At 69.0% G+C, this 14,081-nt stretch carries 13 protein-coding genes; 7 read left to right on the top strand and 6 right to left on the bottom strand.

All coding sequences use genetic code 11. The features are described from left to right. Nucleotides 1–5 precede the first annotated feature (5 nt). Nucleotides 6–938, top strand: coding sequence for a DUF5996 family protein (locus tag FHX44_RS30835; protein ID WP_147258992.1), 933 nt, complete (start codon nt 6–8; stop codon nt 936–938). 140 nt (nt 939–1,078) lie between these two features. On the opposite strand, the gene FHX44_RS30830 is transcribed toward FHX44_RS30835, so the two are convergent. The 3 genes from FHX44_RS30830 to FHX44_RS30820 all read right to left on the bottom strand — a co-directional run bounded on the left by FHX44_RS30830 (nt 1,079) and on the right by FHX44_RS30820 (nt 5,866). Then, nucleotides 1,079–2,341 (bottom strand): IS256 family transposase, encoded by a 1,263-nt coding sequence (locus tag FHX44_RS30830; RefSeq protein WP_147258991.1) that lies wholly within the window; start codon nt 2,339–2,341, stop codon nt 1,079–1,081. Between the two features lie 126 nt (nt 2,342–2,467). Next, nucleotides 2,468–3,679: an epoxide hydrolase family protein gene (locus FHX44_RS30825; RefSeq protein ID WP_147258990.1), complete on the bottom strand. Its 1,212-nt coding sequence runs from the start codon at nt 3,677–3,679 to the stop codon at nt 2,468–2,470. 663 nt (nt 3,680–4,342) lie between these two features. After that, the gene (locus FHX44_RS30820; protein ID WP_147258989.1) at nt 4,343–5,866 is read right to left on the bottom strand and encodes an amino acid permease; all 1,524 of its coding nucleotides are present in this window, start codon (nt 5,864–5,866) and stop codon (nt 4,343–4,345) included. 122 nt (nt 5,867–5,988) lie between these two features. Here FHX44_RS30820 and FHX44_RS30815 point away from each other — a divergent pair, with 122 nt between their 5' ends. The 4 genes from FHX44_RS30815 (at nt 5,989) to FHX44_RS30800 (ending at nt 10,560) form a co-directional block, all read left to right on the top strand. Continuing rightward, the gene (locus tag FHX44_RS30815; protein WP_147258988.1) at nt 5,989–6,900 is read left to right on the top strand and encodes a proline dehydrogenase family protein; all 912 of its coding nucleotides are present in this window, start codon (nt 5,989–5,991) and stop codon (nt 6,898–6,900) included. A gap of 30 nt (nt 6,901–6,930) precedes the next feature. Beyond that, nucleotides 6,931–8,556, top strand: coding sequence for an L-glutamate gamma-semialdehyde dehydrogenase (gene pruA / locus FHX44_RS30810; RefSeq protein ID WP_147261598.1), 1,626 nt, complete (start codon nt 6,931–6,933; stop codon nt 8,554–8,556). A 493-nt stretch (nt 8,557–9,049) separates the two neighbouring features. Then, on the top strand, nt 9,050–10,069 hold the full coding sequence (locus tag FHX44_RS30805; protein ID WP_246170679.1) for a GlxA family transcriptional regulator: 1,020 nt from the start codon (nt 9,050–9,052) through the stop codon (nt 10,067–10,069). After that, complete coding sequence (locus tag FHX44_RS30800; protein WP_147258987.1) at nt 10,066–10,560, top strand: hypothetical protein; 495 nt, start codon at nt 10,066–10,068, stop codon at nt 10,558–10,560. Before FHX44_RS30805 ends, FHX44_RS30800 begins: the two co-directional genes overlap by 4 nt. On the opposite strand, the gene FHX44_RS44330 is transcribed toward FHX44_RS30800, so the two are convergent. Together FHX44_RS44330 and FHX44_RS30790 are read right to left on the bottom strand one after the other, a co-directional pair. Further along, nucleotides 10,538–10,900, bottom strand: a complete 363-nt coding sequence (locus FHX44_RS44330; RefSeq protein WP_147261596.1) for an FtsK/SpoIIIE domain-containing protein — start codon at nt 10,898–10,900, stop codon at nt 10,538–10,540. The genes FHX44_RS30800 and FHX44_RS44330 overlap by 23 nt on opposite strands. 653 nt (nt 10,901–11,553) lie before the next feature. Further along, nucleotides 11,554–12,027, bottom strand: coding sequence for a signal peptidase II (locus FHX44_RS30790; protein ID WP_147258986.1), 474 nt, complete (start codon nt 12,025–12,027; stop codon nt 11,554–11,556). A gap of 508 nt (nt 12,028–12,535) precedes the next feature. Here FHX44_RS30790 and FHX44_RS30785 point away from each other — a divergent pair. Beyond that, on the top strand, nt 12,536–12,736 hold the full coding sequence (locus tag FHX44_RS30785; protein ID WP_147258985.1) for a hypothetical protein: 201 nt from the start codon (nt 12,536–12,538) through the stop codon (nt 12,734–12,736). Between the two features lie 379 nt (nt 12,737–13,115). Beyond that, nucleotides 13,116–13,370: a PspC domain-containing protein gene (locus tag FHX44_RS30780; RefSeq protein WP_246170678.1), complete on the top strand. Its 255-nt coding sequence runs from the start codon at nt 13,116–13,118 to the stop codon at nt 13,368–13,370. Between the two features lie 45 nt (nt 13,371–13,415). Here the strand turns inward: FHX44_RS30780 and FHX44_RS30775 are convergent, their stop codons facing one another. Further along, entirely contained in the window at nt 13,416–13,976 is a 561-nt protein-coding gene (locus FHX44_RS30775; protein WP_147258984.1) for a cytochrome P450, read from the bottom strand. Between the last annotated feature and the right edge of the window lie 105 nt (nt 13,977–14,081).

Here is a 14,081-nt window from a genome sequence, read left to right as displayed (position 1 = left end):
CGTAGATGGAACTCTTCCCGTCGTTGCCGTACACGTCCTGGGCGGACACCAGGGACACGCTGCACCGCTTCACCCAACTGGTCGGCAAGGTCCGGCTCGCGGCGAGCGTGCGCCGCAACCACTGGTGGAACGTGCCGTTCCACCTCACCGGGCGCGGAATCACCACCCGCCCGATGGGTCTGCACCCGACCTTCACGATCGACTTCGACTTCCTCGCCCACCAGCTGGTGGTCACGTCGCTCGACGGGCGGTCGGCCTCGTTCCCGCTCGTGGGGCAGTCGGTGGCCGGCTTCCACGCTGAGCTTCAGCGCGCACTGCGAGGTGTCGGCGTCGGACCCGGCACGGTCGACATCAGCGCGGCGCGGCCGTTCGACCTGCCCGATTCGGACCGCCCGTTCGCCGAGGACACCGAACACGCCTCCTACGACCCGGCGGCGGTCACCCGGTACTGGCAGGTGCTCAGCCAGGTCAACCAGGTGCTGGAGACGTTCGCCGCCCGCTTCTCCGGCAAGACCAGCCCCGTCCACCACTTCTGGCACACCTTCGACATCGCCCTGACCCGATTCTCCGACACCGCGGTCCACCAGCCGCCGACCACCGACCCGGTCACCCGAGAGGCATACTCCCGGGAGGTGATCAGCTTCGGATTCTGGTTCGGCGACCCGACGTTCCCCGAGGCCGCGTTCTACTCCTACACCGCGCCCGAACCCGACGGACTGGCCGACGAGCCACTACCTCCCCCGGCCAATTGGCTCGAACGCCGTCCTGGTAGCCACCTTGCGGTCCTGACCTACGACACCGCCCGCAAACCGCCGGACGCACAGGCCGCGGTGCTCGACTTCTACGAAGCCGCCTACCGCGGCGGAGCCTCCCGCGCCGGCTGGGACATCGCCCGCTACGCCTGCACCGACGGGATCACCGACCCACAACTCTGCTGACGCGCGCCGACCCTGCGTCAAGGCAGCCAGCGCGATGCACGGCACCACCAGGTTGCCGACCGCAATCCCGCCGGTGACATCCGTGATTTCCTGGGCGATCGGGACTGTCCGATCAACGGTGTAACCGGTGTTGATGGGTCTCAGGCGGTTCCTGGAACGATACGTCCTTCGAAAGTGATCGCGAACGCGTTGAGCGCCGGCTTCCAGCGCATCGACCACCGCGTCCGCCCCTTCCCGGTCGGGTCGAGTGAGCGGGTGACCAGGTAGAGGCACTTGAGTGCGGCCTGCTCGGTGGGAAAGTGCCCGCGGGCGCGGACCGCGCGTCGGTAGCGGGCGTTGAGTGACTCGATGGCGTTCGTGCTGCAGATGACCCGGCGGATCTCCACGTCGTAGTCGAGGAACGGCACGAACTCCGGCCACGCCCGCTGCCACAGCGTGCCGATTGCCGGGTACTGCGCCACCCAGCGCCCGGCGAACTCGTCATAGCGCGCCTGAGCGGCCTGCTCGGTCGCGGCGGTGTAGACCGGCCGCAGGTCTTTGGCCATGGCCTCCCAGTCGCGGCGGGAGGCGTAGCGGAAGGTGTTGCGGATCAAGTGCAGGATGCAGGTCTGCACGACCGTGCGCGGCCAGACCGTGGTGATCGCCTCGCCGAGCCCGGTCAGGCCGTCACAGACGGCGATGCACACGTCGGCGGTGCCGCGGTTCTTGATCTCGGTCAGCACCGCAAGCCAGTACTTCGCGCCCTCGCCGCCGACGCCGGCCCAGATCCCCAGCACGTCGCGGCGGCCGTCGACGGTGACACCGATAACGACGTAGAAGGGCCGGTTGGTGACCTGCCCGTCGCGGACCTTGAGGTGGATGGCGTCGATGAACAGCACCGGATAGACCGGGTCCAACGGCCGGTTCTGCCACTCGGTCATCTCCTCCACGACCTTGTCGGTGATCCGCGAGATCGTGTCCCGGGAGACCTTCGCGCCGTAGACCTCCTCGAAGTGTGCTGCGATCTCCCCGGTCGTGAGACCGCGGGCGGTCAACGACAACACGATCTCGTCGATGCCGTCCAGGCGGCGTTGCCGCTTGCGCACGATGACCGGGTCGAAGCTGGCGTCGCGGTCGCGCGGGACCTCGATCTCAACCGGGCCGATCTCGGTCAGCACTGTTTTCGTGCGAGTCCCGTTGCGGGAGTTCCCGCCGTCGCGGCCGACAGGGTCGTGGCGCTCGTAGCCCAGGTGCTCGATCATCTCCGCTTCCAAGGCGGTCTCGAGCACCGTCTTGGTCAACCCGGACAGCAACCCACCCGGGCCGACGAGCTCGACCCCGTCCGCGCGGGCCGCCTCGACGAGTTGCTGGGCAAGCTGCTGCTGGTCAATCCGGTCCGGCACAGGCTCGATCGTGCTGGTCATGACTGCTCCTCCCGCCGAGCCAAGCTCGGCGTGTCGGACCAGTTACACCGAAGATCAGACAGTCCCGGGCGATCAGCCGGGGTGCGGCGGGTGACGCGCACTACCCGCCACCCGCCCGATGCGTGGTCAGCGCAGTGAACGGAATGCGGTGCGAAGTTCCTCGGCGAAAAGCTGCGGCTGCTCCCAGGCGGCGAAGTGGCCACCCTTGTCGACCTGGTTGTAGTGGATGAGGTTCGGGTAGGCCCGCTCGGTCCAGCTGCGCGGTGCCTGGTACTGCTCGCTCGGGAAGACGGTCACGGCGACGGGGATGGTGACGCCCTTGGCGTTGAAGAAGCCGCCCTTGTACTCCCAATAGAGCCGGGACGCGGAGACACCGGTGTTCGTCAGCCAGTAGAGCGTGATGTTGTCGAGGACCTCGTCGCGCGTGAGTTCACCGGTGACACTTGTGGTCCGGCTCAAGGCCTCGACGACCGCCGCGGCAGGCTGGCCGTCGGCGTCGTTGTGGTCAAGGAGCCAGGCGGCCAGGCCGACCGGGGAGTCCGCGATGCCGTACAAGGTCTGCGGGCGCGCAGCCATGTACAGGGCGTACTCGACTTGACCGAACGTCCGGATGAGCTGGTCGTAGGCGCGTCGTTCCTCGGCGGAGAGCCCGGGCGGCGGCGCCTGGCCTGCCTGCGCGGCGTCGTTGACATCAGCGGGAACCGTGGCCGGCATGTTGGTGTGGATGGCGAGCAGGCCCTCCGGTGCCTGCAGGCCCATCTGGTCGACGACGAACGCCCCCCAGTCGCCGCCCTGTGCGACGTAGCGCGTGTAGCCGAGGCGGGTCATCAGTTGCGCCCAGGCACTGGCCATGCGCTCAGGACCCCAGCCGGTCGTGGTCGGCTTGCCTGAGAACCCGTAGCCCGGCATCGACGGGATCACGACGTGGAAGGCGTCGGCGGCGCTCCCGCCATGAGCGGTCGGATTGACGAGCCGATCGGTCAGCTTCAGCTGCTCGATGATCGAGCCCGGCCACCCGTGATTGATGACGATCGGCAACGCGTCATCATACTGTGAGCGCACATGAACGAAATGGATGTCGAGACCGTCGATCTCGGTGATGAAGTGCGGAAGGGCGCTGAGAGCCTTCTCAAACCTGCGCCAGTCGTATTCCGTCGCCCAATAACGTGCGAGGTGCTGCATCATATCCAGCGGCACACCCTGCGATTGATCGGAAACAGTCTCCTTCTCGGGCCACTGTGTCACCGTGATGCGCCGGCGGAGATCGGTGAGCTTCTCCTCCGGCACCTCCACTGCGAAGGGGCGGATCTCGGTGGTGTTTCCTGCGATGCTGGTCATGACGATCCCTGTCTGCGAAGAGCCCTGAAGGCGGCCCGACGCTCCGAGGTGAATAGTTCCGGCTCTTGCCTGGCGGCAAATTGGTTGACGTCGCCGACGTCGTGGAATTGGTACCGATGCCACCCGCGGTTGTGCACGTGATGCCCGCCCTGGTGGGCGCCGCGGCGCAGCTGACGGCGCGGATTGCCGCGACCGAACGGCAGTGGTTCCCGGACGCGGCCCGGGACTCGAGGTCCTGGCGGTTCTGGCCGGATCCTCGGTCGATCACCAGGCCGTCTGCCCGACCGCCTGGACCTCCTGCTTCCACACCCTCGTGCCGCTCATCCCTGGAGGTGCCGCGCCGGGTCGACCTCCTCGCGGCGCGGCCCGGCGATCTCGTGCATATGGCGCAGCCAGGTGTCCACCGTGTCAGCAGGGATCGGAGCAACCGTCGGCATCAGACCACCTCTTCCAGACGGGTGCCCCACCCAACTCCTGCCACCAGGCCCTGTCACCCACCAACCGAACGACACCCCTGGCACTCCAGCTGCGATTCGTGATCATGTTGCTGGTCGGCGGCGGTAGTGGCTGGTTCGTGCGCGGTGTTGGCGGCGGCGTCGCCAGTGGCTCCAGTGCAGGATGCTGGTCAGGGACCGGATCGGGTTGGTGATCAGCCGGTCCGTCTCACATGCCCTCGTTCGGGTAACCCTCCTCGCGGACCCGACGAATGAGGCTCGGGTCGAGCGGCCCCTCGCCGACCGCGGCGTCGACCTCCAGTTCGGCCGCCGGCCCGTGCTCGTGCATCCAGGCGTCCGCCCGCTTCTCGGCGGCGAGGCCGGGTTCGGTGAGGTGGGCGTCCCCGATGCGCCTGCGGTTGATGAAGAACGCCACGAGGACGACGCCCCACGCGAGCAGGCTCAGGAGGATCTGCGAGCGGGTGTCCTCCCGGACGGCCATAGACACGAGCACCGCGAGGATGGCCGCGGCGGTCAGCAGCGTCAGCACCGGGTAGAGCCACATCTTCACCTTGAGCCGCTCCGGCGGGACCATCCGCCGCATCCGCAGCTGGGACAGGGAGATGAGCAGGTAGACGAACAGGATGATCGCGCCCGACGAGTTGAGCAGGAACAGGAACACCTGGTCCGGCGAGACGTAGGCGGCGATCACGCAGAGGAAGCCGACGACACTGGACGAGATGATCGCCCACATGGGGACGCCCCGTTCGGTGACCGACAGCATCCGCATCGGCGCCTCGTGGCGGGCGGCGAGGACGAACAGCATGCGCGACGCGGTGTACAGCCCGGAGTTCAGGCAGGACAGCACCGCGGTCAGCACGACGAAGTTCATGATGTCGGCCGCTGCCGGGATGCCCATCACCTCCATGGCAGCCACGTACGGCGAGTCCCCGAGCTCGGTTGAGTTCCACGGCAGGATCGTGGCCAGCAGGAAGATCGATCCGACGAAGAAGATCGTGACGCGGAAGATGACCGAGTTCGTCGCCTTGACGATCGCCTTTTCCGGTTCCGCCGACTCCGCGGCGGCGATGGTGGCGATCTCCGCGCCCACCATCGAGAAGATGACGATGACGATGCCGGAGAACAGCGCGCTGGCGCCATTGGGGAAGAACCCGCCGTGCGCGGTCAGGTTCGAGAAATCCATGTCACGGCCAGGCCACAGGCCGAACACGAACAGCAGGCCGAGCGCGATGAACACGACGATCGTCGCGACCTTGACGCCCGCGAACCAGTACTCGAACTCCCCATATGAGGCCACCGAGAACAGGTTCGTCGCGGTCATGAGAAGCATGAGAACCAATGCCATGAGCCACAGCGGCACCCCAGGGAGCCACCGCTGCAGGATGCCCGCGCCGGCCACCGCCTCGAAGCCGACCACGATGACCCAGAAGTACCAGTACAACCAGCCGACGCTGAACCCCGCCCATCCGCCGAGGGCCTGCCGCGCGTAGTCGGAGAAGGACCCGGTGGACGGGTTCGCCACGGCCATCTCGCCGAGCATCCGCATGACCATGACGATCAGGACCCCGGTGATGGCGTAGGTCAGGAATGCCCCCGGACCCACCTCGCCGATGATCGCCCCCGAGCCGACGAACAGACCGGCGCCGATGACACCGCCGATCGCGATCATCGCCAGGTGCCGTTGCTTGAGGCCCTTCTTCAGGTGGCTTTCGTCGCCGGGTCCGTGCGGCATGACCGGCCTCCGTTCCACGAGCCCCTGACCAGCCAGGAAGCGGGTTTGGGGCCCTGCCGCTGGGGGCTACCCAGTTGCCGCGGCCGCCACGCCTACGTGGTGGTCGACGCACGGGAGGCACGATGGTCAACCGGCTCCTGGTGTGGGCCTCCGGCAGCCCCCGCCTCCAACAGCAAGTCACCCAGCACAAGCTCACCCGCCGGGTTGCGCACCGCTTCGTCGCCGGCGAGCGACTCGAGGAGGCGCTCGCGGTGGCCGCCGAGCTCAACGCGCACGGTATCGGCGGCATCCTCGATCTCCTCGGCGAAGGGGTCACGGATCTGGCCGGCGCGGCGCACGCCGTCGACGAGTACGAGGAAGCGGCCGGTGCGATCGCTGACCGCAACCTGGACGCGACGATCTCCATCAAGCTGTCCCAGCTCGGGCAGACCGTCGACCGCGCCGCCTGCGTGCGGAACCTGAACCGGATTCTCGACCGGGCGCACGCGGTGAACGTCCGGGTCGAGATCGACATGGAGGACAGCAGCCTGACCTCGGACACGCTACGGCTGTTCCAGGAGGCCGCGACCGGATATCCGAAGACGCGGCTCGCGATCCAGGCCGCCCTGCGTCGCACGCCGTTGGACCTGGAGGCGTTGGCGCCGTTGAAGCCACGGGTCCGGCTGGTCAAGGGCGCCTACTCGGAGCCGGTCGAGGTGGCGCACCGGGGCCGCAGCGAGATCCGGGCGCAGTTCAAATACCTCACCGACTGGCTGTTCCAGTACGGCGCCGACCCGGCGTTCGGCACCCACGACGGGGAGCTCGTCGACTACGCGCGGGCGGCCGCGGTGCGGGCCGGCAAGGCGCCGAACGAGTTCGAGATCCAGTTGCTCTACGGCATCCGCCGCGACCTGCAGCAGGAGCTGGCGAACAGCGGCTACCGGGTCCGCGTGTACATCCCGTACGGAATGGCCTGGTACCCCTACCTCACCCGGCGGATGGCGGAACGGCCGGCCAATCTCCTGTTCTTCCTGCGCGCGCTGGCCGGCAAATGACGTGACCCGAGGAGAGGGTGATGCGACATGATCGATGCGATCACCGACGTCCCGCCGCCCGTCAACGAGCCCGTCCGCGGCTTCGCCCCCGGCAGCGCGGAGCGCACTGCGCTCGAGCAGCGGCTCGCGCAGCTGGCCGGCGAGCGGGTGGAGCTCACCATGACGATCAGTGGCGAGCAGCGACTGTCCGACGGCGAACGCATCGAGGTGGTGCAGCCGCACCGCAAGGCAGCCGTGCTCGGAACGCTCAGCAATGCCACGACCGCCGACGTCAAGGACGCGATCGAGGCCGCCCGCGCCGCCGCCCCCGGCTGGCACCAGATGGCCTACGACGACCGCGCCGCCATCTTCCTCAAGGCCGCCGAGCTGCTCGCCGGACCGTGGCGCGACACGCTCGCCGCGGCCACCATGCTGGGCCAGAGCAAAACGTGCTACCAGGCCGAGATCGACACCCCGTGCGAGCTCGTCGACTTCTGGCGTTTCAACGTCTTCTTCGGGCGCCAGATCCGCACCGAGCAGCCGATCAGCTCCGCGGGCGTGTGGAACAGGTTCGACCACCGGCCCCTCGAGGGCTTCGTCCTCGCGATCACGCCGTTCAACTTCACCGCGATCGCGGGCAACCTGCCCACCGCGCCGGCCCTGATGGGCAACACGGTGCTGTGGAAGCCGGCACCGACCCAGCAACTCGCCGCGCACTACACCATGCGGTTGCTGGAAGCGGCCGGTCTGCCACCCGGGGTCATCAACATGATCACTGGTGACGGGCGGGCGGTGAGCGAAGTCGCGCTCGTCCACCCCGACCTCGCCGGCATCCACTTCACGGGCTCCACCGTGACCTTCGGCCACCTGTGGCGCACCGTGACCGAGAACCTGACCGGCTACCGGTCCTACCCGCGGCTGGTGGGCGAGACCGGCGGCAAGGACTTCGTCATCGCCCACCCCTCAGCCGACGTCGACGTGCTGCGCACCGCGCTGACCCGCGGGGCGTTCGAGTTCCAGGGCCAGAAGTGCTCCGCGGCGTCGCGCGCCTACATCCCCCGCTCGGTGTGGTCGCGGCTGCGCGACGGGTTCCTCGACGAGGTGAACAGCATCTCGATGGGCGACGTCACGGACTTCTCGAACTTCATGGGCGCTGTCATCGACCAGCGCTCCTTCGACCGCATGGCCGGCGTCCTGGACCGGGTGCGTGGGGAGGCGGGCGTCGACGTCCTGGCCGGCGGCACCGCCGACGACACCGAGGGCTACTTCATCCGGCCCACGGTCGTGCAGGCCGACAACCCGGCGCACGAGATCTTCACGACGGAGTACTTCGGGCCATTTCTCGGTGTGTTCGTCTACGACGACGCCGACTACCACCAGGTGGTCCAGGAGGCCGCCGTCATCGCTCCATACGGGCTGACCGGCGCGGTCATCGCCCAGGACCGCGCCGCGATCGTCGAGGCCATGGAGGTGCTCCGGTTCTCGGCCGGCAACTTCTACATCAACGACAAACCGACGGGTGCGGTGGTCGGGCAGCAACCCTTCGGCGGTGCCCGGGCGAGCGGCACGAACGACAAGGCGGGATCGGTGCTGAACCTGCTGCGGTGGGTGTCGCCCCGGTCGGTGAAGGAGACCTTCGTGCCTCCCACCGACTACCGCTATCCCCACATGGGCTGACGCGCCCGCGTCCGGCAGGTCCGACCACATCATCATCGACCGCCAGGAGCGCGCCGCAGGCACGGACCGGATTGGCGTCCCGGTGGGCGAGATCCCGGCCGACCGACCCCACCCAGCCAACAGCTACCGCACCACGTGAGCGGAACTCGACCAGGTGGTGCACCGGGTCGACGAGTGAGGCAGCTGGAGGTCATTCTCGGGCCAGCGTGATGGCCTGGTCGATACGCAGGGCCAGGCGCCGCGCCAGCGTCTCCGGGGCCACGCCGAGCAGGACCCGGAAGTAGCCCTGTAGGCCCCACTCGATCCAGCGAACGGTCTCGGCATCGGCATAGCGAGTTGCCTTTTCGGCCCCGAGGCGGTGGCGTCTACTGCCTGCTTGAGCGTGACGCCATTCACCGCTTGGAGAGCGGTCCAAGCCGCGCCGCTCGCGATGCTGGTCGTGGCCGAATCTGTCAAAGTTGCGTCCTTGCTGGGCCGATGATCGTCGTCGAGCATGACCACCATGGGCTCAGCGCCGACGGCCGATCCCCGGGTCGTGGTCATCGTCGCGTTCCCCGGGGTGCTGGGCCTGGACGTCGTAGGTCCCCTCGAAGTGTTCGCGATGGCCAATCGATTCGGCGCGCGCCCCGCGTACGCGACGTCGGTCGTGTCGATGACGGGCGGGATGCTCACGGCCTCGTCGGGACTGGTCATCGGAACCGAGCCGGCCGGGACTATCGCTGGTCCTGTCGACACGTTGATGGTGGCCGGCGGTTACAGCACGCGTCAGGCCGCTGATGACCTCGACCTCGTTCGCTGGTTGGCCGGCACGGCCTTGTCGGCGCGGCGGGTCACGTCCGTGTGCAGCGGCGCCCTGCTGCTCGCTCGGGCGGGCCTGCTCGACGGGCGTAGGGCGACGACCCATTGGTCGGTGTGCGACACCCTCGCGTCGCACTTCCCGTCGGTTCGAGTCGAGACCAGCCGCGTCTACGTGCGCGACGGCGATGTGTGGACGTCGGGGGGTGTTACCGCCGGGATCGATCTCGCGCTCGCCCTCGTCGAGAACGATCACGGTCCGGCACTCGCCATGGCGGCGGCCCGCGAGATGGTCGTCTTCGTCCATCGGCCGAGCGAGTTCCCCCAGATCAGCGCACAGCTCGCGGTGCGCAGGCCCCTGCGGGAACCACTCCGCGACCTCCTGGCGCTCATCGCCGAGCATCCCGATGCCGACCTGTCGGTACCCGCGCTCGCCCACCGGTGCGCGATGAGCGTGCGAACGTTCAGCCGGGTCTTCCACCGCGAGACGGGCACCACGCCCGCAGCCTTTGTGCAGGCGAGCCGGCTCCAGACGGCCCAACGCTTGATCAAGGCCAGCGAGGCTACGTTCGAGGACATCGCCCGCACGTGCGGATTCGGGACCGTCGAAACGATGTACCGCACCTTCCAGCGCGTTCTCGGCACCACCCCTGGCCAATTGCGGGGACAACCGCGAGGCGGCAGCGAACCAGTGATCGAACGACGGAGAAACCCATGACGGACCTGTCCGGATCCGAGCGGTTCCCCGACGACACCGGCGAGCAGGCCGCAAGGTCCGGGCCGCTGCGGCTACTGTCGCGGTGGTGGCCGGCGTTGATCGGCATGGCGGCCGGCGTCGTCAGCCTCCTCACCGTCGAGCCGTGGACTCGAACGGACCCGCCCACGCTGCTCCTGCCCGGGCTGGCGATCGCTTACCTCGTCTTCGGGGCGGTGCGCGGCCGGCTCCGCCGCCCCGGCGTCCTCAGGTTGGAGATCGTCGGGCTCGTCGTCTTCGGGGGCTGTGCGTTGCTGGCCGTGCTCGTCGACCCGAGGGCCGGCCAGTACGTCGCGGGTCTCGCCTGGATCGGCCACGCCGCATGGGACGTCGCGCACCACCGCGACCTGAGCCGCCACCACGCGGTCGGCGTCGTCCCCCGCGGCTACGCGGAGTTCTGCATCGTCCTCGACCTCCTGATCGGCGCCTCCCTCATCGCCGCACCTCTCGCCTGAGAGCATGCGGGCAACGACCCGAGGGCTGCGCCGTAGGCGGTGGCCTACATGGGTAGATCTTCGGTCTCGACGCTGCCGACACGGACGTTTCCGGGCCGGCGGCCGAGGGCGTCGTCAATGCAGCGTGCGCTGCGTCCGGCCGGGCCGTCCGCCTTTGCCCGGGCCTGATCCGCGCCGCCAGCCCGGCGAGCAGGCTGCGCAACAGCTCGCTCTTCCCGGAGCCGTTGGTGCCGCCCACAAGCCCGTGCGGCCCGGCGTCGAGGAGATCGAGCGCGATCACGCCCTCCTCGGACACACCGATCGGCGCCGCGCTCGACCTGGAGTACGTCGGGTTCGCGATCGTGGTGCTGCTTGCTCATGCTCACCCGCGCCGTCGCGGTTGCGGTGTAGAAGCTGGAACGCATCGAGGAGCGGCGGTGCACGCCCGACCCGGCTCCGAGTACCGCCGAGGCAGATCGGTAGCGGAGACTCACTCGGTGGACGCAGCCGCGAGGAGCGGTAGCAGCAGGCCACCGACGACGCCCAGCGCCACCGCGCCGGCCGCGCATGCGTAGGCCGTAGCCGCCGACGCGCCGCCGGTGACAGCAGTGCCGCGTTCACGGTTGGGGCGGCCTCGCAGTCGGGCCTGCCGACTCTGCATCGTCGCGCTTCCGGACGACACGCCTCAGGCAGTCGATGACGCCTTTGTCGCATCAGGGACTTTCGCCGTTGATACGACGTAGGAGGGCAGATCGGTGGATCCGGCGGAGGCGCCTGTGCCAGAAGTACCTCGCACGCAATATCAACGGCTACCGGTGCAACAGCACGCAACGCGGTCGCGGTCGGTGAGGACACGCCGTGCTGGTCGGAACCAGGCGGCACGAGCGCCTCGAGGCGATCACGATGGCAACGTTCGCACCAGCGAGCTGGCCCGCCAGGCCGGTGTGAATAGCCAGGCGCCGCGGCACTACGAGCGTATCCGAGCGTCCTGTCGCGGGCTTTGCGGCGCCGAATTCACGTGGTCCTGGGAGGCCGAAGTAGCGACACGGCCAGCAACGCTGCGCCGGCGTAGGCGACATCGGCCAAGTTGAACGATGGCAGCCACGGGGTCTCGATCCAGTGGATCAGCGCGCCGCGGAGGGGCCCCGGCGGTCGCGCTATCCGGTCGATGAGGTCGCTGGCCGCTGCACCGCCCGCGAGGCCGGCCGCGAAGGCCCACTGCGGGTTCGAGACGTAGCGAACCAGGCCAGCGAGGATGACGAGGACAACGACGTCGAGGGCGGCCATCGTGGGGGCCGCGCCGGATCCGAGCCAGGACCCCGCTGAGGACACGAGCGAGTTCTCCAGCATGTCGCCCGGGAATTTCCGTGGCGCGTCGGCGAGCGCCCACAGGGCCACGGACTTGCTCACGGCGTCGGCGGCGACGACGGTCAACGCGACCTTCCCGGCGAGGTGGCCGTTGCGCGCGGGATACGGGCTCTGCTGCATACGAACCGTCCCTGGAGAGAGGGTGAGGAACTCGCGATCGGTCGCGCGATGGGTTTAGGCCAAGCGGCCGCTCCGACGCACGGCTGGTGCTGGAGCGGGTCAGCGGCTGCGCCGGAGAGCGGGCCGCGGCACGACAGTCGAGGGGGCCGCAGCCCCTCACCGTCGCGGAACGAGGCGCGCCACGAGATCTCCCTGCGGGCCGGAAGGGCGACCGCGCCGGGAGGAGCCGGGAGCGCGGTCAGAGCTGGTGTCGGTGGGGTGGCCCACGGCGGGAGTCGAGGGCCGCGCGGCCGCGGCGTCCCTGCCGTCGCGATCTCCGGGGCGCTGTCCGTGGTTGTACGGTGGCCCGCTCGTCGGCGGATTCGGGTGGTGGGGCGACGAGAAGTCGCGCTGGGTCGAGGGCGGACCCGAGCAGGCCACTGCACTGCGCCAAGACCGCCGCCGCGACGACGATCGCAGTGGAGAGTGCAACCTGCATGCCAGCAGCCGGTCCGTCGGAGACGACGACATGCACGACACCTGCTCCGTCGAGTGCCTGGCCGGCTCCGACGAGCTCGCCGACTTCGTGGAGCACAGGCTGCAGAACGACGACACCGGCAACGGACCCGACCAGCCCTGCGGAGCCGGACAGGCGGAGCCACACGAGCGCGGCGACCGCAGCCACGAGCACGACCACGACGGTGTGTGTCGGATGCTCCTCGCCCTGTAGGTCAGAGGTGACCGCCGCGGTCAGTGCGAGGGCCACACCCACCCACAACCACCTGTGCAGCCCAGATCCCGTCCCAAGAGGGACCACAGGACGTCGCGAGGGGACGCCGGCGTCGAGCTGCACCATCATCGGCAGTGTGCCGGGGCCGAACTGTGATGGCGCTGAAGAAGGACCCGGGACCGGGTCGGCCACGCCGAGAGACCCTCAGTCATCGACCTCCACCGGCGCCTACCGGACCGCCGTCCTGACAGCGCAGGTCCACCTCGACCTCCGACTCCTCCGACCTGAACCGCACCCGGGAGCCCTCGTGCTCCTCGTGGAGCCGGAACCCCTGGGCCGGCGGCAGCGAACGTGACTTATCGACGTCCCGTACCCCCGGGTGCCCGAGGATGCCGTAGACCACGTCACCGACGTGGCGGCCCTCGAGCTGACCCCGCAGATGTGCGCCGGGTTGGGCCGGCGCATCGGCCTCGACCCATGGCCCGCCCGGCTGCTGTTCGTGGGGATCCTTCTGATTGTGCCGGGGAGCCAGCTCTTGATCTACCCGATCCTGTGGATCCTGATGCCGAACGAGGCACCGGCGGGTACGTTCGTTCCGGAGTCTTCCGAAAAGGGAACCGCATCCGCGGCGTAATCGTCTGGTTGGTGCCGGTCGGCACATCACGGTCGGCCGGCATTCTCATGTCGGCAGCGTCATCGGTATCCACGCCGCCACGACCGCGGTGATCCTCGCCGAGATCGCCGCGCAGCCGTCTACTCGGCCCCCAGGTGACGGGCAGGGAGGCGAGGCCGCGGAAGACGCAGCCGTAGCAGTCCTCGGATCGCCGGGGATCGGTTCGCAGCCCGGAGAGCCGGTCGTAGAGCAGGGGCACGGCAATATCGCCGACGGTGATGGGCGGGCCAGTGCCCCGCGCAGTTGTGGACGCCGCTGCCGAAGCCGAGGTGCGGCTGCCTGAATCGAGATGTCGAAGGACTCGGGGCGCTCGAAGGCGGAGGAGTCGCGGTTGGCGGCCGGCCACGACCACGCCGACGCAGGCGCCCGCGCCGGCAGCTCGACGCCCTCCAGTACGGCCGCCTTCATGGTCTTGCGCGGATACACGCCGATCGGTGGCAGCCAGCGGAGCGCCTCGTCGAAGATCACGGGCCACAGCCCCAGGTCGGCCAGCACCTGGTCGCGCTGCTCCCGGTGGCGGCTGAGCGCCCACACAATGGTCCTGATCATGTGCTGGGGCTCGTTCATGGCAACGGAGATGGTGGTGACCGGGGTACCTTCGTCCGCGCGGAGGCGCACCACGCGCAGGCACGGCATGAGGTGTGTCCGACGGCGCACGGAGGTGTCGGGTGG

This window comes from Pseudonocardia hierapolitana, from assembly GCF_007994075.1.
Lineage (GTDB): Bacteria > Actinomycetota > Actinomycetes > Mycobacteriales > Pseudonocardiaceae > Pseudonocardia > Pseudonocardia hierapolitana.
The sequence above is the reverse complement of the archived record's forward strand: the minus strand, read 5'-3'. Positions and strand labels throughout refer to the sequence as shown.